15 protein-coding genes are annotated in these 20499 nt (G+C 60.0%); 4 read left to right on the top strand and 11 right to left on the bottom strand.

Annotated features, from left to right (window positions below; all coding sequences use genetic code 11):
- Nucleotides 1-274: 274 nt before the first annotated feature.
- A complete protein-coding gene (locus IRZ31_RS05605; RefSeq protein ID WP_297150763.1) occupies nucleotides 275-1483 on the top strand; it encodes an MFS transporter in 1209 nt (402 codons plus the stop codon).
- 162 nt (nucleotides 1484-1645) lie between these two features.
- Nucleotides 1646-2485, top strand: a complete 840-nt coding sequence (locus IRZ31_RS05600; protein WP_297150760.1) for a bifunctional 5,10-methylenetetrahydrofolate dehydrogenase/5,10-methenyltetrahydrofolate cyclohydrolase — start codon at nucleotides 1646-1648, stop codon at nucleotides 2483-2485.
- Between the two features lie 302 nt (nucleotides 2486-2787).
- Here IRZ31_RS05600 and IRZ31_RS05595 read toward each other — a convergent pair whose 3' ends face one another.
- Complete coding sequence (locus IRZ31_RS05595; protein WP_112430514.1) at nucleotides 2788-3672, bottom strand: 4-hydroxy-3-methylbut-2-enyl diphosphate reductase; 885 nt, start codon at nucleotides 3670-3672, stop codon at nucleotides 2788-2790.
- Between the two features lie 121 nt (nucleotides 3673-3793).
- On the bottom strand, nucleotides 3794-4075 hold the full coding sequence (locus IRZ31_RS05590; RefSeq protein WP_297150757.1) for a hypothetical protein: 282 nt from the start codon (nucleotides 4073-4075) through the stop codon (nucleotides 3794-3796).
- Between the two features lie 509 nt (nucleotides 4076-4584).
- Here IRZ31_RS05590 and IRZ31_RS05585 point away from each other — a divergent pair.
- Nucleotides 4585-5379, top strand: coding sequence for a TatD family hydrolase (locus IRZ31_RS05585; RefSeq protein ID WP_297150755.1), 795 nt, complete (start codon nucleotides 4585-4587; stop codon nucleotides 5377-5379).
- Nucleotides 5366-6562, top strand: a complete 1197-nt coding sequence (gene cysS, locus IRZ31_RS05580) for a cysteine--tRNA ligase (protein WP_297150753.1) — start codon at nucleotides 5366-5368, stop codon at nucleotides 6560-6562. Before IRZ31_RS05585 ends, cysS begins: the two co-directional genes overlap by 14 nt.
- Before the next feature lie 183 nt (nucleotides 6563-6745).
- On the opposite strand, the gene IRZ31_RS05575 is transcribed toward cysS, so the two are convergent.
- From IRZ31_RS05575 to IRZ31_RS05535, 9 genes are all read right to left on the bottom strand, one after another.
- Nucleotides 6746-8317, bottom strand: coding sequence for an ABC transporter ATP-binding protein (locus tag IRZ31_RS05575; protein WP_363325635.1), 1572 nt, complete (start codon nucleotides 8315-8317; stop codon nucleotides 6746-6748).
- 110 nt (nucleotides 8318-8427) lie between these two features.
- Nucleotides 8428-9378 (bottom strand): ABC transporter permease, encoded by a 951-nt coding sequence (locus IRZ31_RS05570; RefSeq protein ID WP_297150748.1) that lies wholly within the window; start codon nucleotides 9376-9378, stop codon nucleotides 8428-8430.
- 3 nt (nucleotides 9379-9381) lie between these two features.
- Nucleotides 9382-10773, bottom strand: a complete 1392-nt coding sequence (locus IRZ31_RS05565; RefSeq protein ID WP_297150745.1) for an ABC transporter permease — start codon at nucleotides 10771-10773, stop codon at nucleotides 9382-9384.
- 385 nt (nucleotides 10774-11158) lie between these two features.
- Nucleotides 11159-12244 (bottom strand): BMP family ABC transporter substrate-binding protein, encoded by a 1086-nt coding sequence (locus IRZ31_RS05560; RefSeq protein WP_297150742.1) that lies wholly within the window; start codon nucleotides 12242-12244, stop codon nucleotides 11159-11161.
- A 549-nt stretch (nucleotides 12245-12793) separates the two neighbouring features.
- Nucleotides 12794-14995 (bottom strand): NYN domain-containing protein, encoded by a 2202-nt coding sequence (locus tag IRZ31_RS05555; RefSeq protein ID WP_297150739.1) that lies wholly within the window; start codon nucleotides 14993-14995, stop codon nucleotides 12794-12796.
- A 680-nt stretch (nucleotides 14996-15675) separates the two neighbouring features.
- Complete coding sequence (locus tag IRZ31_RS05550) at nucleotides 15676-16497, bottom strand: CDP-alcohol phosphatidyltransferase family protein (protein WP_297150736.1); 822 nt, start codon at nucleotides 16495-16497, stop codon at nucleotides 15676-15678.
- 475 nt (nucleotides 16498-16972) lie between these two features.
- Nucleotides 16973-18142 (bottom strand): glycosyltransferase family 4 protein, encoded by a 1170-nt coding sequence (locus IRZ31_RS05545; protein ID WP_297150734.1) that lies wholly within the window; start codon nucleotides 18140-18142, stop codon nucleotides 16973-16975.
- 160 nt (nucleotides 18143-18302) lie between these two features.
- Nucleotides 18303-19124 carry a PHP-associated domain-containing protein gene (locus IRZ31_RS05540; RefSeq protein WP_297150731.1) on the bottom strand — a complete coding sequence of 274 codons (822 nt, stop codon included), beginning with the start codon at nucleotides 19122-19124 and terminating at the stop codon, nucleotides 18303-18305.
- Between the two features lie 88 nt (nucleotides 19125-19212).
- A complete protein-coding gene (locus tag IRZ31_RS05535) occupies nucleotides 19213-20190 on the bottom strand; it encodes a lysophospholipid acyltransferase family protein (protein ID WP_297150728.1) in 978 nt (325 codons plus the stop codon).
- Nucleotides 20191-20499 lie beyond the last annotated feature (309 nt).

The raw sequence follows: 20499 nt of genomic DNA, 5'->3' as shown, positions 1-20499 counted from the left end.
CTGCTCACCTCTCCCTCCTTCCCCGTAGAAAAAACAGATTGCTTGCTATAGAAACAGCCAATAATACTGCTCGCTTGTTACAGACAATAGCATATATTTATATTTTCGAGTATACTGAATAGTAGCAAGAAAATTCTAGCTACGATGAATGCCTCACAGGTTCAAGAGCGAAGACCGGCAGCGGTGCTGCACGTCCGCGCTTGCCGCGCCCTACCAGCAAAGCCGGATCGCCCGGCACCGCTGGCCTGGAGCCAGACACAAGGAAGGAGGTCTCATGCTCTTCACACGGGCCTTCTCGGGCCGCCTCTCTCTCTCCCCTCTGCGCTTGACGCTTTTTAGTATCACACTGTTAGAGGAAATGCTCTCAGGCATTCCCACTATTGGCTTACCTTTACTGCGTCACCAGGTACCGATGACCTATACGCAGATTGGCCTGCTTTTTACGCTGGGGGCGGCGATGTCAATGGTGCTGGAGCCTTTGAGCAACGTGCTGAGCGACCTGGGGCAAACGAAGAAGATCTGGGTGATTGGCGGTCTGCTGGTGCTCTCTGGTTCGTTCGTGCTAGCCGGTCTGGCTCGCTCGTTCGCGGTTATTCTGTTAGCGTTCGCCTTGCTTTATCCCTCCAACGATATTGCCCTGGGAGCGGCACAATCTTCGTTGATCGATGAGAATCCCCACCGCAGTACGCGTACGATGCTGCGTCTGGCCTTCATCGGCAATTTGGGCGATTTCCTGACACCGCTGACGGTGACCATTGTTGCGCTGCTGGCCCTGGGTTGGCCCAGTCTTTGCTGGCTGGCCGCGGCGATCTGGTTGGCGGTGGCTTTGTTTTCTTGCGCCCTGCGCTTCCCCCAGGTGGAGCGCCGCGAGGGGCGACGTTCGCGTCTGGGCCTCTTGCTGGAAGGCTTTTTGGCAGCGGTGCGCAACCCTCTTCTGCTCGGCTGGGTGGTGATCGCCACGCTGCCAGTGATGCTTGATGAAGTCTATCGATCATTTGTATCTCTCTATTTGCAAGATATGCTCCATTTATCAGATGACGCAGTAGAGAGTTTGATCACGTTTGAGAGCGCTTCTGGCTTCGCCGGCCTGCTGCTCTGCGAGCTGCTGCTGGCCGTGGGGCTGACGGTGCGTCAGCTCCTGGCTGGCTCGGCGCTGGTGGCGCTGATCGGGATGACGGCCTTGCTGTTGACTCGCTCGTTCTGGCTGGCCGGTTTGCTGCTCTGTGTGGTGGGGGCCAGTTCGATCTCCTGGTTTCCGCTAGGCCGGGCTCAGGTCTATGAGCGCTTGCCGGGCCGCTCGGGCACGGGTCGAGCCTTGTTGAGCCTGGGTACTCCTTTTTCCGTGGTCTTGCCCAGTATTGTAGGACTCATCGCCGGTCGCCTGGGCATTACGGCAGGCGTGGCCTTCCTGGAGCTGGCGCCGCTCGGCATTCTCTTGCTGCTCCTGGTGCAGCGTACTGAGCCGCGGGCGACGTCGGCCTGAAAGCGCCTTCCTCTCCTCCCTTTCTCCTTCCCGACCATGTTTGCTGAGCGTCGTTCTACCCTGGGTGGCTTGATCGCAGGGTAGAACGACGCAGCGCCGCATTCTCGGCTATGGTATGATGGACGCCAGGAGATTTCGCCTGTGGAGGAAGGAGGCTTCTTGATGTCTGCAACGATCTTCGACAGCCGCCCTCTGGCGGCGCGCATGATGGCTGAGTTACAGCAGGAGGCAGCCGAGTTTCGCAAGCAGCATCGTCGCTCGGCGCGCCTGGCACAAATTATCATTGGCCGCGATCCCGCCGCTGAGGTCTACAGCCGCCAGCTTGTCCGCTCCTGCCGTCGCATTGGTCTGAGCTGCGTGACGCTGGCCTACCCATTCGAGGTAGAGGAGGAAGAGATCCGCTCAGAGGTCGCCACACTGAGCGAGGCCCCAACGACTGACGGGATCGTGCTACTCTTGCCCTTGCCGGACCATATTCGCCAGCGCGTGGTGACCGAGGTCCTGCGCCCCGAAAAGGATGTTGATGGCCTTGGGCCACGCAATGCCGGCAATCTCCTGCTCGGTTTTCCTAGCTTTATCCCCTCGACCGCAGATGTGGTGCTAACAGTGCTGCGCGAGGCTGGCATCCGCGTAGCTGGTCAGCATGCGGTCATTGTGGGTCGGAGCAATATCGGGGGCAAGCCGATCGCGCTGACGCTGATGCGTGAGGATGCCACGGTGACAATCTGCCACTCACAGACCCGCGATTTGGCGGAGATTACCCGCAGCGCGGATATTTTGGTAGTAAGCACGGGCAAGCCAGGGCTGATCACTGCCGAGATGGTGAAGCCTGGGGCGGTGGTGCTGGACGCTGGCATTACCACGGTTGATGGGAAGGTGGTTGGCGACGTCGATAGCGAGAGTGTAGCCCGCGTGGCCTCATTTCTGACACCAGTACCCGGCGGTCTCGGCCCTCTGACTCACCTGATGCTGATTCGCCATACGCTACTTGGACCTCAGTGAAGCATGTCGAAGAAGAGGGAGCAAAGAGCAAGAGATGTCGCTTTCGGGACTGCCCTGCGGCGATTGGTCCGGGCCTGAGCCTCGTCGTTGAGGCCCGGACCTGGTCTTGCGCGGGGAGGACAAGACAGAGCGCCTTTGCGCTCTGGCGGTTGCCCCTCGACCAACGGCTCAGCGTCGGCGCGAGGGCCGAGGTGAAAGGAGGCGCTTCTTGCGAGCGAGGACAGGGGCCGGCAGCCCGTTCCGCTTGTTCGTCCTCATGAGAGCCATGCCCAGCCCAACCAGACCAGGGCAGCCCTGCTGCGCTAGGGCTCTGGCTCGTATTGTTCAAGAAAACGAATCACTTCGCGCGTGATCTGGCTGGGGGTCGAGGCTCCCGCTGTCACTGCGACGCGCTTCTTGCCCTTGAGCCATTCCAGTTTCAGCTCAGAGAGATCCTCGATGCGGACGGCAGGAACGCCGGCTAGCTCTTCTGAGACCTGCACAAGACGGTTGGTGTTGTTGCTTCGGGGATCACCCACCACGATCGTAAGATCGGCCCCTTTCGCCTGCCGCACCACTGCCTCTTGCCTGAGCTGCGTGGCGGCGCAGATGTCAATGTAGACCTTGACCTGGGGATAACGAGCCTTGATGTACTCAATGATACGTTGTGTGTCCCATTGCGAGAGAGTGGTCTGTGTCGAGATAGCCAGTTTCTTTTCCTGCTCTGGCGTGAGCTGCAGGGCATCGACGTCGGCTTCGCTCTCGATGAGGCTAATATGGCCCGGGACCTCTCCCATGACTCCCTCGGGCTCAGGATGCCCTTTCTTGCCAATGTAGAGAATATAGTAGCCCTCCGCCACCAGCTCGCGCACTAGATCATGGGTCTTGGTCACATCAGGACAGGTGGCATCAATACAGCAGAGGCCACGCTCACGCGCTCGCTCCTTGACCAGGGGCGAGACGCCATGCGCGGTAAAGATTACTGTTCCTTCTTTGACCTGCTCAAGGATCGCCGCACGGTTCGGCCCATCGAGGGTAATGATGCCCAGGGCGGTCAGCTCTTCAATAGCATGACGGTTGTGAACGATCTGGCCAATGATATGGATTGGACGGGGCAGCATTGGATCTTTGGCAGCCCGACGAGCAATCTGCAAAGCGTCAACGACGCCATAGCAGTAGCCGCGGGGAGAGATCTTGATCACTTCCATAACGTCCTCATTCGCTCCCTGCGCCTGAGAGCAGGCAGATAGATAGCTTTCTCAACAGAAGAGCGGCCAGCTAGGACCTCAAGAGAAGGCTCTCTGTGGCCATTCTTATGGTACCATAGAATCAGCTCGCTTTAGCACAGCTGTTGTGGAGAATACGCTGGAGGTCGGCGGGGGTATAGAGGCAGACAAAGGGCAATAGGCCGACCATTTCTTCAACGGAAGGGCTACGCGCCAGATCCAGAATGATTAAGGGAACCTGGCGATTGCCGCACCCCTGGGCAATAGCCGCCGCGGAAATGAGCGGCGCGGCAGGTGCTGCAGCCGGAATGCTGATAAGCAACTGTACTTGTGGTAGCAGCCTGTCCAGTTGATTTGCACTCTCTTCCTCATAGATAGATTGCATACCAGCTTGCTTCAGCAATTGCACAAATGGCCGCCTTAGCTCTTCCGGTCCAATCAGTAGGGCGGAACGACCGTGCAAGCCTCCCAGGCACGCATCTGCAATTGATACAACCTGTGGCGCGAGATTCTGCATGCGATTCTCTCTCCTCCAGAAACATCCTCTTGATCGCGAGTGCCAGATGCCATGCTCTGACAGCATGGCTCAAGATGTTCCTGTTTATCGTAGCGTATGGCAAAGTGCCAGGCATCAGGTAATCACCTGATTTTGTCTGGGCCTCCCTGGGTATTTTTTTATAGGGTTCTGACCTGGCCTGGCCTGAAGGCGGCCCAGCCCGCTCAAAACTCAGCCTGAGCTGGGGCGCTTGCGCCCGGCCCGCCTACCATCACCGCCGCGTTGTTGACATCCATTTCAGCGATAGACTATACTAAAGAAAGCTCTTGAACAGACAAAGAATAAGCCAGCGTTGACCCTTCTTTTTTTTGCGTGTCTTCCTGTTCACAGAGGAAAGGATGCAGCGGTTGCTTGTTGATAGCCACGCCCATGTCGATGCTCCCCGTTTTAAGAAAGATCGCGATGCGGTGCTGCGCGCCGCATTCGCAGGGGGGATCGGCTACATCGTTGATCCCGGCTGCGATCTGGAGTCGAGTCGTGCGGCGCTAGCTCTGGCCCAGAGCTATCCTGGTCAGATCTTCGCCGCCGTTGGCGTGCATCCTCACGAGGCCACCTCTTACAACGAGGAGGTAGAGGCTCAACTGCGCAGTCTGGCACGCGCTCCCGAGGTGGTGGCCATTGGCGAATTTGGGCTTGATTACTTCCGCATGCTTTCACCGCGTGATGTGCAGAGGGCGGTCTTCTGTGCCCATCTGGAGCTTGCTCGCAGCTGCAACCTCCCCTGCATTATCCACGTGCGCGATGCCCACGAAGATGTGATGGAGCTGCTGCGTGCTCATGGCCGGGGACTGCGTGGGGTCTTCCACTGCTTCTCGGGCGATGTAGCCCAGGCTGAGGAATGTCTTTCCTTCGAGGGCTTCATGCTCTCCTTCGCTGGCCCTTTGACCCGCCCGGGCAACGCCCTGCCCGCGGTCGCCAGCCTGGTTCCCCTCGATCGCGTGCTGGTCGAGACCGATAGTCCCTATCTTGTCCCTTTGCCCCTGCGCGCCAGACGCAACGAGCCGCTCTTCGTGAAGTATGTGGCTCAGAAGCTAGCCGAGATCCGGGGCCTGACGCTGGATGAAATCGCTCAGATCACTACAGCGAACGCCACGCGCCTGTTCGGTCTTGGAGAACGCCATGAAGCTGTTTAATACGCTCACCCAGCGAGTGGAGACGTTTGTACCCCTCGAAGGGAACAATGTGCGTATCTACGTGTGCGGGGTGACTCCCTACGATACTACTCACCTGGGTCATGCCTTCACCTACGCTTCTTTCGATACGCTCATTCGCTATCTGGAATTCCGTGGTTACTCTGTGCGCTACGTGCAGAATGTCACGGACATCGATGACGATATTTTGCGCAAGGCGCGCGAACTGGGTGTGCCCTGGGATGAGCTGGGCAGGCGCGAGACCGAGAGGTTTCTGCGCGATATGGATGCGCTCAATGTCCGCCGCCCGACTTTCTATGTGCGCGCAACCGATGAGATTCCACACATTATCGAAATGGTGCAGAAACTGATCGAGCGCGGCTACGCCTACGTGAGCGATGGCTGCGTCTACTACGATGTGCGTCGTGATCCCGACTTCGGTGCCCTGGGACGCGCCATCGGCCTCCAAGACTACCACGCCATGCTGGCGGTGGCCAACGAGCGCGGCAATTATCCTGATGACCGGCGCAAACGCGATCCACTGGATTTTGTGCTCTGGCAGGCTCAGGCTCCCGGTGAGCCGGCCTGGCCCAGTCCCTGGGGACCGGGACGCCCGGGGTGGCATATCGAATGCAGCGCGATGGCACTCCACTACCTGGGGGAGCAGCTCGATATCCACGGCGGCGGAGCCGATCTGGCTTTCCCTCACCATACTTGCGAGATCGCCCAATCTGAGCACTACACGGGTAAGACGCCTTTTGTCCGCTACTGGCTGCATACCGGCATGGTCTACCAGCAGGGAGAGAAGATGAGCAAGTCGCTGGGCAACCTGACCCTGGTCAGCGACCTGCTGAAGCAGTATAGCGCTAATGCGATCCGCCTCCTGCTGCTCAATCATCATTATCGCCAGCCCTGGGAGTGCTTCCCTGCTGACCTGGAGTTGGCCAGCCAGCAAGCCGCCCTTTTCGAGGAGGTCGCTGCCCTGGCCGCCGGCTGCCCGGCGGAGACCACGGAGAGCAGCAGCGAGCTGCGCGCTCACTTCGAGTCCCTCTTAGATGACGATCTGAAGACGCCCGAGGCGGTGCAGCTACTACAGGAGACCGGGCAGGCCGCGCTGGCCAGCCGCGATGCCTGTCGCGCCAGCGACGTTGCTCGTCTGTTGCGCGTGCTGGGCCTGCGTTGCTAGGTCCTCTCTGAAGCCTGTCATCCCAGGTCATCCCAGGTAGACCACGAGGAGATAGCCAAACCCTGGGACCGGCCTGGCAGAGCAGAGAAGCCTCCCCGCTCAGGTTAGACCAGATCGAGATCACAGCCAGGAGACGAGGTCAAGAGCCGCGGGACTCCCAGCCGAGCCGCGGCTTATTTTCGCTCATGCTCCCGAGTCACCCGTCGCCTGCGCCTGTTCCTCTCGTGAGGCTCCCGACGGGCGCCCGCCTGTCATGAGCAGTCCCAGCTCCTCCTCGCTGGCCTCGGGCGTGACGATATCGACAATCCGCCCCTCGTACATTACAGCGATGCGATCGGATAGCGAGCGGATCTCGTCCAGCTCGGCAGAAACGAGCAAGATAGCTTTGCCAGCGTCACGCTGCTCAACCAGACGCCGATGAATAAACTCGATGGCGCCAATATCGACGCCACGCGTTGGCTGAGCCGCGATCAGCAGCTGTGGATCAGCGGCGAATTCGCGCGCCACAATTATTTTCTGCTGGTTACCGCCGGAGAGAGCGCGCACTGGTAGTCTGGTGCTCGGTGTGCGAACGTCGAATTCACGCACCAGGCGTCGCGCCCAGTGAGCAATCTCGCCTAGACGCAGGATGAAGCGCGCCCAGGCAAAGCGCGGCCAGCGCTCACGTCCCAGAATAGCGTTGTTTTCAATAGTGTCGCTGAGCACCAAACCAGTGCCGCGGCGGTCCTCGGGAATGTGCGCCACACCGACGAGGCGCACCTCGCGTGCATTCATGCTGGTAATGTCGTAGGTTTTGCCAATCTGCTCACCGCTGGCATGGGTAACGGTAACGCGGCCAGCCGTGGCACGGCGCATGCCGCTCAGGACCTCGACCAGCTCGCTTTGGCCGTTGCCTTCCACTCCAGCGATTCCCAGGATCTCGCCAGCATGCACCTCAAAGCTGACCCCCTGCAGCGCCTCCAGCCCCCGATCGGAGCTGGCATGCAGATTCTCCACGCGCAGCACCACTGGCCCAGGCCGCGCCGGACGCTTCTCGACGCGCAGGAGGACCTCGCGTCCTACCATCAGACGTGCAATCTCCGCCTGATTCGTCTCGCGCGTCACCAGCTCGCCGACGTTGCGCCCGCGGCGCAGAACCGTCACGCGGTCGGTGAGGTCGAGCACCTCACGCAGCTTATGAGTAATGAATATGACAGTCTTGCCCTGGCGAGAAAGAGCGCGTAGCACATCGAACAGCTCATAGGTCTCCTGGGGTGTCAGCACACCAGTTGGTTCATCCAGAATGAGGATGTCAGCAGCCCGGTAGAGAGCCTTGAGAATCTCCACGCGCTGTTGCAGGCCGACAGAGAGCTTCTCGATGCGGGCGTCGGGATCAATAGGCAGCCCATAACGAGCACTGAGCTGGAGCACCAGCTCACGGGCCCGCCGTCGATCATAGACGGCCAAAGGCCCACCCGGCTCCTGGCCCAGCACAATGTTCTCAGCTACCGTCAGCGGGGGAATGAGCATGAAATGCTGATGCACCATGCCGATATGGAGGCGAATAGCATCGCGGGGGCCGCTAATATGGACACGCTCACCGTTGACATAGATCTCCCCGCTATCGGGGCGCACCAGCCCATAGAGAATGTTCATGAGGGTCGTCTTGCCGGCCCCATTTTCTCCGACCAGAGCATGAATTTCGCCCCGCTGGACGCGTAAGTTCACGTGATCGTTCGCCACCACGCCGGGCCAGGCTTTGCAGATATCACGCATCTCCACAGCATAGGGCGAGGCAGCCAGGTCTGGACTTGCCGCCTGAGCGAGAGGCGCCTTCTCCTGTTCGTGCATGCTTCCTTGACCTCCTTGGGCGCTGGCAATGCCTGCTATTCGGCGCTGCCCGGCTCGTAGGGTACGCCATCGGCAGCCGGGGCCACAGTGCGCCCGACCAGCCCGATCAGAGCAATAATGGTGAGAATGTAAGGCAACGTCGCCAGCAAATTGGAATCAATGCCTGTATCTTGCAGGCGCACGCTCAAGGCCAGGCCCAGGCCAAAGATGAGACAGGCCCCGGCAGCCCCCAGCGGCGTGTACTTCCCAAAGACGACCGCCGCCAGCGCGATGAAGCCACGCCCGGCAGTCATATTGGAATTAAACGTGCCGGCCACACCCAAAGCCAGGAAAGCCCCCGCCAGCCCTGAGAGCAGGCCGCTGGCGACCACACAGGCATAGCGGATCAGGCGTACGGCAATGCCGGCGGTGTCCGCGGCCTGCGGATGCTCCCCCACAGCCCGAATGCGCAGGCCCAGATTCGTTCTAAATAGCAGGAACTGCAGACCTATCAGGATGACGATCGTCACGTAAAACACTACATTCTGCTGAAAGAGCACCTGACCAAGGAAAGGGATCTGTGCCAGCGGCCCCCAGCTCAGCATGGGAAGGCGCAGATTAGAAGCGAGGCTAGGGATACCTTGACCACCAGTCTGTATAATATTGAGGTAGTTGGTCAATCCCAGAGCGGCGACGTTGATGGCAATACCACTGATAATCTGGTCGGCCTTGAGATGAATCGAGACCACACCGTGCACCAGGGCCAGCAAGCCGCCAGCGATGATTGCCGCCAGCAGCCCGACGAGGACACTATGGCTGGCCAGGGTGATCACCACCCCAACATAGCAGCCGATCAACATCATGCCCTCCATCGCAATGTTCACCACGCCGCTGCGCTCTGAGATTACGCCCCCGAGAGCTGGCAGCAAGAGAAGAGCGGCAAACTGCAGAGAAGCCTGCCAGAGATCGCCAGAAGTAATTACCCGCAAAAAGATAGGCCAGAACACGCTTCACGCCTCCCCGTTCTGCTGATGTTGACGTTCCTGAGCCGGCGTCTGAACCTGCCCTTGACCATCAGCCAGGGCGGCCTTGTCGGTCTCGGGCAGCGGCTGATCATTCATCATTGGAGCCTCCGCCCCGTTGGTAGGCTCCTGGTCCAGGTCGACCACCCCACCGGCGAGGGCGGCCACCACCGTCGGTCGACGTGCCGCCGAGAAGCGCTTAACGATGGCCTGCTGGATTACCGGGAGGAACTGGACAGCGATACTAAAGAGGACCAGAGCTTCGATAATATAGACCAGGTCGCCAGGCACATTGGCCTTCAGCTGCATCAGAGAGCCACCCTGGCGCATGCCTCCGAAGAGCAAGGCCCCCAGAAAGATGCCAATGGCCGTCATGCGCCCCAGCAAGGCCACGCCAATTGCATCGAAGCCAGTTGTATCGTTACGAAAGACCTGGCCGATGACCTCGTAAGGGTACTGTCCCATCAGCTGCAGTGTCCCCCCCAGGCCGGCAAAGAGACCAGCCAGCGCCATCACCAGCACCACATTGCGCTTCACCGAGATCCCGGCGTACTGAGCGGCACGCGGATTTTCCCCCACCACGCGCGTCTCGTAGCCGAAAGTCGTGCGTGTCATCAGGAACCAGTAGACTACCAGAGCTGCGAGCGCAAAGAGGAAACTAATGTCCACAATGTACTGCTCAGGCTGACTAATGGTGGGAAGGAAATGGCCAAGCGTCTGATTGTAGAGCACCGAGAGCTTCGGAAGATTCGTCTGCGGGGGCATAGAGGACGTCTGATCAGCCTGGCCGGGGGCCTGCAGTGGTCCCGAGACAAGCCAGTCACTGACATAGAAAATAATCCAGTTGAGCATGATCGTCGTCACCACCTCATGAGCGCCGCGCCAGGCTTTGAGCAGGCCGACGATCCCTCCCCAGACCGCGCCGGCCAAAGCCCCAGCCACAATCATCAGCGGCACCAGCAGCCAACCTGGCCATGTCGAGCACTTGAGGCCGATGATCGCCGCCAGAATGGTTCCGGCAGCAAACTGGCCCTCGGCGCCGATATTAAAGAGGCGCGCCCGATAGGCAATGGCCACCGAGAGGCCCGTAAAAATGAGGGGGGTGACATTGACCAGCGAAAATGAGAGATTAGCGGCGTTGCCAAAGGCCCCCACGAAGAGGTAACCGTAGGCCAGCAAGGCGGCGTTGAAACGATCGATGAGCGAACCGGAAGCGGTAATCATGATTACAACCACGCCGGCGATCAGCGCCAGGACCAGGGCCAGCAGCGGACGCCCTAGCCCAGAGCCAACCCTGCGCAGCCAGAGCAGCCAGGCCGTTGACCTGGTCTCCAACGCCGGGGGAGTAGGTGAGCGCGGTTGAGCAGTCTGCAAGGCCATAGAGCGGATCCTCCCAGATCAGCAGTCACCAGGCAGGAGGAAGAAGCGGCTAGCCTTCTGCCAGGCTAAGTGCTCGGTTACGAGACATAAAAAACTGACTTGTAATGATAGCATTGCCACAGGGCAGAGACAAGCAGCGTCTGAGGAAGACAAAAACCGGGCTGCGCGCCAGTAAGCCCTTCGCAGCCGTAGTTCAGCCGCGATAGCCCACAACGGAGCAGGGCCAACAATGGAGCGGGGTTCCCGAGCGGAGCCGGTTGGAGTCCATCGCAGGCCAAGGGCAAGAAGCGGAGCAAGAGCGGCCAACGGCGAGAGAAGAAGGGACCAGATCGAGCCGTTCGAGGGCGGCTCGATCTGGTCGTGCCCGGGCCACTCACTACGCAGGTCAGGAAGGAATCGTCTCAGGAACCACCAGCGTGCCGGACCTGATCTGATCGGCGAACTGGTCGGCCTTGTTCTTCGCATCAGCGGGCACCACGCTGCTCAGCGTACCGTAGCCGACTCCATCATGGGCCAGGTCAAAGCGCGGGGGGTTGTTCGTGAACTTGCCATGAGCGTAATCGCTGATCGTATCGTAGACGGCCACGTCCACCTTCTTAAGGGCACTAGTAATGACGCTCTTTGGGTGGAGATAGTTCTGATCAGCATCAACGCCGATGCCAAAGACCCCTTCCTGGTCGGCAGCATCGAGAGCACCCACGCCACAGCCACCAGCCACCTGGAAAATGATATCGGCATTGTGCTGATTGATCTGGCTGAGAGCAGCGTCCTTACACTTGTCGGTGGCTGCGAAGTCCTGAGAATAATTAATCACCACCGTAATGCTCGGATCGACCTTTTGAGCGCAGAACTTGTAGCCAGCGATGTAGCGAGTGACGGGAGGAATGGGGAGTCCGCCGACGGCACCAATCGTATTATGGCCACGCAGCTGGGGGATCTTGGCCTTGCCGTCAACTTCCATCTGGGCGGCGATGGCCCCAACAAGACAGCCTGCCTCCTGCTCCTTAAAGAAGAGCGGAGCCACATTCGACAGCGATTCGCAATCCTGCTTACCCGCAGGAACGGCACAGCCATCGATAATCGCAAACTTCTTCGTGGGGAACTGATGGGCCACCTGGTCGACTGCATTTTGCATCAGGAAGCCGACCGCGAAGACCAGGTCAGCGCTGCGAGCCGCCAGCGTCAAGTTCTTGACATAATCGGCCTGATTTTTGGATTCGATCACCTGGCGCGTGAAATGAAACTCGTTCATGGCCTTGGTGTAGCCGACGTAGGCCAGGTGGTTGAAACCCCGATCGTTCAAACCACCGATATCGGTGACGAGGGCCACCGAGATGGGCGTCTGAGCCGTGGGGGTGGTAGCGCCGCCGCCACCAGTGCTGCCTGTGTTACTTCCCCCACAGGCAGCCAGGAGAATACTAAATAAGGCGAACAGTGCCACGATGCGGGCTGATATGCCACCGTTTCGCATACGCGCGTTCCTTTCTTCTCTCCCCGGAGAACCTGGTGTATCAGTAGAAAGGCTCTCTTCCTGTTATTGTAGCGGTGCCCTACAAACAAATAAGACGCTCTGCTTCTGTCTCTGGCATCGCCAAAAGCAAGCTGCCGACTCACAGACAAGCAGAGCCTCAAGAAACCAGGACAGCACCGTCTAACTGTTCTGGTGGGATAACACCCGGGCAGGGAACAGACCTCGTAGCGGTTCCATGACAATTATACGCTGTTGGTTTGTGACATCTCACACGCAGCAAGGTTCAGGCGCCGGGCCGCGGCAGGCAGATCGAGGTTGCGCACATGTTTAGTGGCTGACCTTCCTGCCTAAGCAGGGTGAAGGGGAGAAGAAAAGCGGCGAGGAGAGAGGGCGACAGTTGTGAGTCGTTCCTTCCCTTGCTCCTCGCCGCCTTGCTGGTGTGCTATGCTGTGCGCCTTAGCTATAGTGGCTATAGTAGCAACGTTCTTCCAGAGGAAGCTGGCGGCCACAGTGATGACCGCTCACTCAGCGCTTCCCGCAAAGGCAAGTTCAGGCGCGGATCTCCTCCAGCACCGAAAGATTAATGAACAGGTCGCAGCTCTGGCGCAGGGTGGCCGACATTGCCTCGTCGAAGGCTGCCACCTCGACGCGCACGCCGTGATCCGAGCAGTAATCAAGCATCGGCATAAAATCGCTATCGCCGCTGACCAGCACAATACAGTCAACAGCCCGGCTTTCCACAAGCCGCACCACGTCCATACACAGATCTAGATCGAGATCAGCCTTCTTTGCACCACTGGAGAACGTCTTATAGTTCTTCGTCGTAATGCGGTATCCCAGGCCCTTGACGGCCTGCAGAAACATTTGCTCATCGCCGGGCTGCGGGCTGGTCGGGCAGTAGGCATGGGCCCGCACCAGGCGGCGGTTGCCGCGCAGGAAATCGAGCAGCTTGCCAAAGTCAATGGTCAGCCGCAGCGTACGCGCAGAGTAGAGCAGGTTGGCCACATCGACGAAGACTCCCACCCGCTCCGTCGAAGGCGGAGGGGGGATCGAGACCGACACATTGGTCGGCGACTGATTGGTGCGGCGCAGTTCGGCCACAATGCGGTCAGTTTGCGACTGGATAGCCTGCACGACCGTATTGGCGAACTGAGCCATCGGGTCATTCCCGCGATTACTCGGATAGACTAGATTGTTCCGCTGCACATCGGAGCGTGAGGGGCGCACACCAGCTTCGCGCACAGCCACGCTGCCGCGTGCGGGCGAAGGTTCTGGCGCCATGAAAGGACCTCCGAACTCGTTGCCCAGATTCATCTGGTTCATAGTAGTGCCGGAGATAATATGGTAGAGTCCGGCAGGAGCTGTCGGCTGCGAGACCGATGCCGACGCCGGCTGGGTCACGGGCGGCACAGTGACCGGTGAGACCGGCATAGGCGGCGGAGCGATCGGGGGTGGCGTCGGCTCAGTGGCCGGCGCGGGCGCGGAGGCGGCAGCCGCCGACTTGGAACGACGGCGGCGGCGCCGGCGTGAGGTGGCCGCCTGAATCTCAGAGTACTCCAGGGGAGGCAGATCTTCAGGGGCAGGAACCTGGGTCTCCTGAGCCGCCGGCCTGGCGCCGTTGGCCGTCGGCTGCACTGGCAATGCCACAGGGGCAGCCGGCTGCTCCTCTTCCTTTTCTTTCTCTTGTTGCCGGTTATTCTTGCTTTGCTGCTTGCTCCGCTGTTCCTCGACCCTCTGCTCGTTCAGCATCTCACGAGACGAGAGAGGGTAAGTTTCTTCGAGGGGCTGGCTGGGAGCGGCCACCATCTGGGACTGCTCAATCTCGGGTCGACGCTCCTCCTGGACGGCAGAGGTGCCAGCAGCAGCGAGCTTCTCCCCCGTCTCGCGCTGCTGCTCAGGTGACGTCGACTGCTGAGACGAATTAACCAGGAACATAGCGCTGTTGGCCGCTGTTGCTGGGCGATCGAAGCGATAGCGGCGTGCGGGGCGGGTAACTGGTCCCTCCTCGCTAGCGGGCGCAGTGGTCTCGGCGCTGCCACTCTCGCCGGTGCCCGGGCCAGAAGAGGCGGGGGCAGGCTCGCCACCAGCCTGAGTGCTGGCGGCAGCGGCTGGCTGGCTCTCCTCCTCAGTGCTTTTTTCGCTCTCAGAGGGGAGGCGCTCCTCGACAAACGGCTCGCGCAGGCGCCCATAGCGAGGTAAACGAATGCGCGTAGCCGGGCGCAGCAGCGGCGAGGGCGGGCGCTCCGCTGGCTTCTCAGGAGCCGCTGGGGCCTGAGAAGTCTGCGATGTTTGGGCTACCGACTGTGGCTCCTCTTCAACCTTTGCCGAGCGCTCTTCTGCGGCAGGAGAGGCCGGCTCAGGCTGTTCCTGCGCGGCGCCACCTTCCGCCCCTGGAGTAGTCTCGGAGGATGGTGCCGGTGCCAGCGACTCGGCCTGCATCTCACCAGTAGCAAACGAGCTGACTGTGATGCTGCTGCTGCTCTCCACGAAGGAGAGGCGCCCGGGGATAGCCACCGTAGGGAGTGGCGAGAGCGGTCCAGAAGAGGCCGACAGCGCAGCAGAGGAGCTGCTCTCATCTTCAGCAGGCGAGGTGAGATTGCCCAGGGTATTCAAGGTACTCAGGGCATCCAGGGCCTCGTGCACCGCTTCGAAGGTAGCGGCCTGGCGAGCTTCTTCAGCCTGACGGAACTCCTCAATGAACTCACTGAAGGGGCGAACATTCCCCTCGCTGAACGGCAGAAAGCCCTCCATGAGCGGGGAAGGCTCCTCATCCCGCGTCGCAAAGGCCTCCTGTGCAGGTGGTGTAGAGGGAGTGGAAAAGGCGGAAAGGGGTTCAGCGGGTGAGTAGGCAGCGACGCTTTCCTGGATGCGTTGGGAGGAAGCCCCCGTCTGAGACGGAAGCTCATAGCCAGGGGCCGCGTCCGTACTCTCCCGTTCAGGTGGTTGTTTCTGCCCTTCCACGGTACCCTCCGGCAGCTGCGCCCCGGGGGGCGCAGTAGGCTCTAGAGAAGCAGGAGTTGCTGCGTCTTCGGAGGCAAATGCTTCCTTTGCGACGGACACATCAACGTCGCTCTTCTCTGGCTGCGAATGTTCTCTTGTCACAAAAAGATCTCCAGTCTCACTAATTCGGGACCGGAGCGCAGGCGATCGTGTGGAGAGGTACTTGACGCACAGAACTGCCAGGGCGAATGGACGCCGTCATTGCTCGCCTATCGTCTGCTCTACCTCAACGGGTGCTCGGGAAAAGGCAAGACAACAAAGAGTAAGCATATAGGATGCACGCCGTACTTTCACCGATCCGCGTTGCAAAGATGGGCGGATGCGCGCCGCCATCTATCCGCCCTGCCTGTCCTTCGCTTCTTGCGACAGGCACCTCACGCTACATGCACGTCCGATCCCGATCTCCTCTACACCGTTCGCAAAGCTTGGATTCACTCTTGTTGCTGCATACCGCCACTGAGAGGCGGAACATGGCTGGGAACGGGGTGAGCGGGTGCTTCTTGGGCCTCGCCGGCCCGGCCCCGGCCCAGGAACCGCGCGCGGCGCTCGCGATCGCGGTTGAGGCGGGCACTGCTCTCCTGATCACTGGCGAGCGTTGTGGGGGCAGGAGCCAGCTGAGGCGCGGGGCGCTCGCGCTCCTGCCGGCGTGTGATGCGCCAAACGTAGAACATGCGCTCAAGGGCGGTCACCTGGGAGAAAACCGCCAGCAGAACCAGTGCCCAGATCTCAATACCCGCAATCAGGCCAATGGCCAGAATGACGACACGTTCGGGGCGGGCAAGCAATCCTGTTTTACATTCCAGCCCCAGACCTTCGGCGCGCGCCTTAGTATAGCTAACCATCAGTGAGCCGACGACAGCGACAAACACCAGGACAATCATCCAGAGCTGCTCATGGCCAAAGGGCCAGAGCTGCTCATGGAGATCTGGCCGCTGCAACACGTACCAGAGCAACCCAAAGAGAATGATGCTTTCCGAATAGCGGTCGAGAGTCGAGTCGAAGAAAGCGCCAAAGGTCGTGGCAGCCTGGCGAACGCGAGCCACGGCCCCATCGAACATGTCGAAAATGCCAGCAAACAACACCAGCAAACCGCCTGCCACCAGGTACCCCTGCGCAATCACCAGGGCTGTTAAGCCGCTAAGCAACAGCCCGACGAGCGTCAACATATTTGGAGTCACGCCAAGGTTGGCCAGCGGTCTGATAATGAAAGCCACCAGGAGTCGAACTTGTTGCTGGATGCGTCTGCTTAACATATCTTTATTGTACCATACCTGGCCCTCTTCGGACTAGCTCTTTTTTGGCGGCGAGCCTGTCTTGGAGAGCCGCTTTCAATGATGTAGATACGCACTACCGGACGAAACGAAATGAAACGAAACGAGCAGTGATCTGGCCTCTGGCCATTCCTTTGGACAAAGGCCAGAGCGAAGCGAAGAGCACAAGAGAAGGCGACGCCGTGCCACCATTGCACAGCGCGGGTCATCCAGCGATGAGAAGCGTCGCCGATCAGCGAACAAAGCCGGCATTGAGCTAAGGCCGGACACAGGGACGGCCTCTTTGCTACCTGTGCCCCCAGATTGGCAGTCCCTCCGTCCCCAGCCGGGACGAAGAACCGATCAACGGACGACCTGCGGGCCTGCTCCCCTGGCCGATGTTCTGGCCGGTACCAGGTGGAGGAGCTGGCCGGGCTGCAGCGCTCTCGCGGTGGGGCGGTAGCCGCAGAGGATCAGGCTAGACCGGCTCCCGCTCGCGCAGGGTATGGAGTAGCTGACGCTCCTCCAGCAGCTCCTGATAGTAGTCCACCACACGGCGGGCGATCCGCGGCCAGGCATATTGCTGGCTTGTTTGTAGCCCAGCTTCAACCAGGCGGCGCCGCAGCGGCTCATCTTCCAGCAGGCGGCAGATGGCCATGCTCAGCGCAAGGCTATCGCGTGGGGGCGCTAAGAGGCCATTGAGGCCATGTGTGATGACTGTGGCATAGCCCTCGATGTTGCTGGCCACCACGGGCACACCGGAGGCCATTGCCTCCAGCAAGACCACGCCCAGGCTCTCGCCGCCGATCGAGGGCGCGCAGAAGACGTGAGCGCTGGCGAAGTAACGTGGTAGTTCTTCCGCTGAGACGCGGCCTACAAAAACCACGTCCTGCCAGCCCTGCTTCTCAACAAAGCGTTCGAAACCGCGCTTCAACCCGCCTTCACCCACGAGAATAAACCGTGTGTCGGGATAGCGCTCGCGGATCATGGGGATAGCGCGTAACAGGTACTTGGCGCCCTTGCGCTTCTCAAACCGCCCGACAAAGAGGATGTTCCGCTTCCCATCCATGAACCAGGGCAAAGGCTGGTTCCAGATGTTGAAACGTTCCAGATCGATCCCGTTCGGGATCAGGCGATAGTCCGCCGGAAAGTAGCGTGAGACAAACTGGTAGGCCGCCGGTGAAACGGCGATGCGCCCGGCCAGCCGGCGAAAGTAAGGGCGCAGGAAAGGATGCAGCGATGCATAGGCCAGATAGGGCGTGGAGGTGATCCTGGCAGCAGCAAAGGCGTGAAATGTTCCTACGTTAATCGCACGCGAGAAACGCAGCACAGCCAGCGGCAAACCCGGAATCAACGGCTCATGGAGGTGAATAATGTCAAAGCGCTCGTGCTGCAGTACAGAGCGCACGCGCCGACCGAGATAGGGGTTCAGCGCCACACGCGCAATTGAACCATTAAAAGGAACGGGAGAAGCCCCGGCCATCTTATAGACTTGCTCCTCAGCCAGCCGCTCATCATCTCCCGAGACCGGGGCAAGGATGCGCACCTCCAGACCCATTTTGCGAAATTCATGCGCCAAATGGCGGACATGTTCACGCACTCCACCAGGATAGCTCCAGTCGTATGGAGTCACGAGACCTATTTTCACGAGTCGCTCCCTGCCTTACAATGTTGTAGAGACGCGACTATCCCCTGGACCTTACGCAAGCCCGGCCACGGTCCCCTCCTACTCAGCCAAAGGCGCCATACAACATTTTACCAGACTTTCGCAAGAGCTTGCCTCTTCCAAAAGGAAGGCTCTGCGCACTTCACGCCGCAAAGACGCGACGGTTCCGCTGATTTCGCTTGTTAAAGTGATACTGAGCCAGCTGCAGATAATCGTACATCTGCCAGAGCTTTCCGCCAGGGGCTGTAGTCCCGGCCTGCAGCGATGCGCGCAGATCGTGGGCTGTCTTCCCTTCAAACCAGGTGCAGCCGCGTCCAATGGCATTGAGTGTATGGGCATCGCTGTTGCCAACCTCGGGCAGGCGATAGACCCGGCGATTAGCGCGCATGGCCACCTGATTGGCATAGATGCCGCAGAAGCTGGCATTCCAGGTCTCGATACCGTCGAGTCGCGCGCTATCTGAGCTGACCAGACGATCAAGCACCTCACGCTGGCAGCTATGGCGGAAGAGGCGATGGAGGGGATGGGCGACAATGGCCAGGCCCCCTTGCTCATGGATCAGGGCAATGCTCTCTTCCATACTCAGCCCGGGCGGAATGCGCTGCTCGATAAAGAGGGCCAGCAGGTGCCCCTCGCGCGTACTGACCTCCTCACCGACGATGTAGTCAAAGCGGTAGTGGCCCCTGGTCCACAGGTCGCGCGCACGTAGCGAGCCTTCAATGGAATCGTGATCGGTGATGGCGATCACGTCCAGGTCGCTAAAGCGCTCGGTGTACGCCAGAATCTCCTCAATTGTAGCTGTCCCATCGCTGTAGGTACTGTGAATATGGACATCGGCCCGACCCAGCTTTCCAGCCAGAGAGGCCTCGACAGCCGTCATTTGCCGATGGCGGCCTAGCAGGCGCCTGGCCAGGCTGGCAGGTCGTAATTCCTCAGTCATCCTGTTGCTCATATGTCTAGCCATACTACTCCTTCGGGATTGAGAAGGTGTGCTACTTAAGCGGAGGAGAAGAAGCATTCGCTCCTTACCGCCACTCACTCAGCGGACGAACCTATTGGCAGCCGACCATGCCCTCTTCTTCCCCACTCTCCTCGGCCCCGATCTGGCGCCCTTGATCCTCTGCGCCCGCAGTAGCATGATCCAACCAGACAGGAGCGAAGACAAGCCACTGCTCGGGATGGGCCCGGATGTAGCGTTCCATGACCTGCACGATTGAGCGCATGAGCGCCTCGGGATTCTGCTGCTCTTCTTCAGGAAGCGCCAGGGAAATCGGCGTAAATTCGCCCTGCATGCGCGTGCCCTCCAGGCGCCAGCCGAAGGCGCCAACGAGAGCCGCGCCTGTGCGCTGTGCCAACATGGCCGGTCCTCCCGGCAGGCGAGCCGTGGCGCCAAAAAAAGGCAGCTCGACACTCTGGCCCACTACGGCCCGGTCGGCGGTAATGAGCACCAGTTGATTCTGGCGCAGCGTGCGCAGAATCGCCCGCATGGCCGTGCCATTCCCTACAGGAAGATATTTGATGCCGTGGCTGCAGCGCAGGCTCAGCATCAGTTCGAGCATGCGTCGATCTTTGAGCTGCTCGACCGGAATCACCAGCTCGTAGCCTCTGGCAACCAACCATTGGCTCAGGTAGTCGAAAGGGCCAAAGTGGGCAGAGACAATCAGCACGCCCTTGCCACGGGCCAGAGCGGCGGCCAGATGTTCCTCGCCCCCGGGAATGATATTGCTGACAATCTCCTCGACGGGTACATAGGGCAAACAAAAGCCTTCGAGATAATTGCGTGCATTGTTGATAAACATTCGACGCACGGTGCGTCGGAGACGCCGGCGTCCGGGACGCGTGGCTTGCATCTCTGGCCCCAGCACGTGCAGCATATTGACGGTGGCCTGCCGACGCGCTTTGAAGGCAATCATCCAGGCAAGCCAGCCCAGTAGAACGCTCAGCGCAGGTAGCCAGCGACGCGGCAGGCGCGGCACAATGACAGCGGCAAGGCGAAATAGCAGATACATCGTCGTCGTTTTCTGGCTCAAGGAGCGCTTCTTTCATAAAGATCGTGGCCCGTTGCCTCGCAATACCTGGCCCGGCTTCCTGGCTGCCTGCAGTTGCCGAGAAGCGTCCCTTTCTGAGAGTCGCGCTGGCATCTGACCAGCCAGTTACCTGGGCTGGCATGACGTTCTCTCTGCATTCCGTTGTCCCGTCTCTGGCGTAGGTGATCTCCTGACCCGCTCCAGAAGCAGGACCAGGCAAGCATCTGCGCCTTTGCTGTCGCGTCGCCCGAGCTGCCTTTCTCTCTCTGGCCGCCCTCGCAGGAATGCAGAGAGCAGTCAGGTGGTTTTCGC

It is taken from the genome of Thermogemmatispora sp. (assembly GCF_019683635.1).
Classification (GTDB): domain Bacteria; phylum Chloroflexota; class Ktedonobacteria; order Ktedonobacterales; family Ktedonobacteraceae; genus Thermogemmatispora.
The sequence above is the reverse complement of the archived record's forward strand: the minus strand, read 5'-3'. Positions and strand labels throughout refer to the sequence as shown.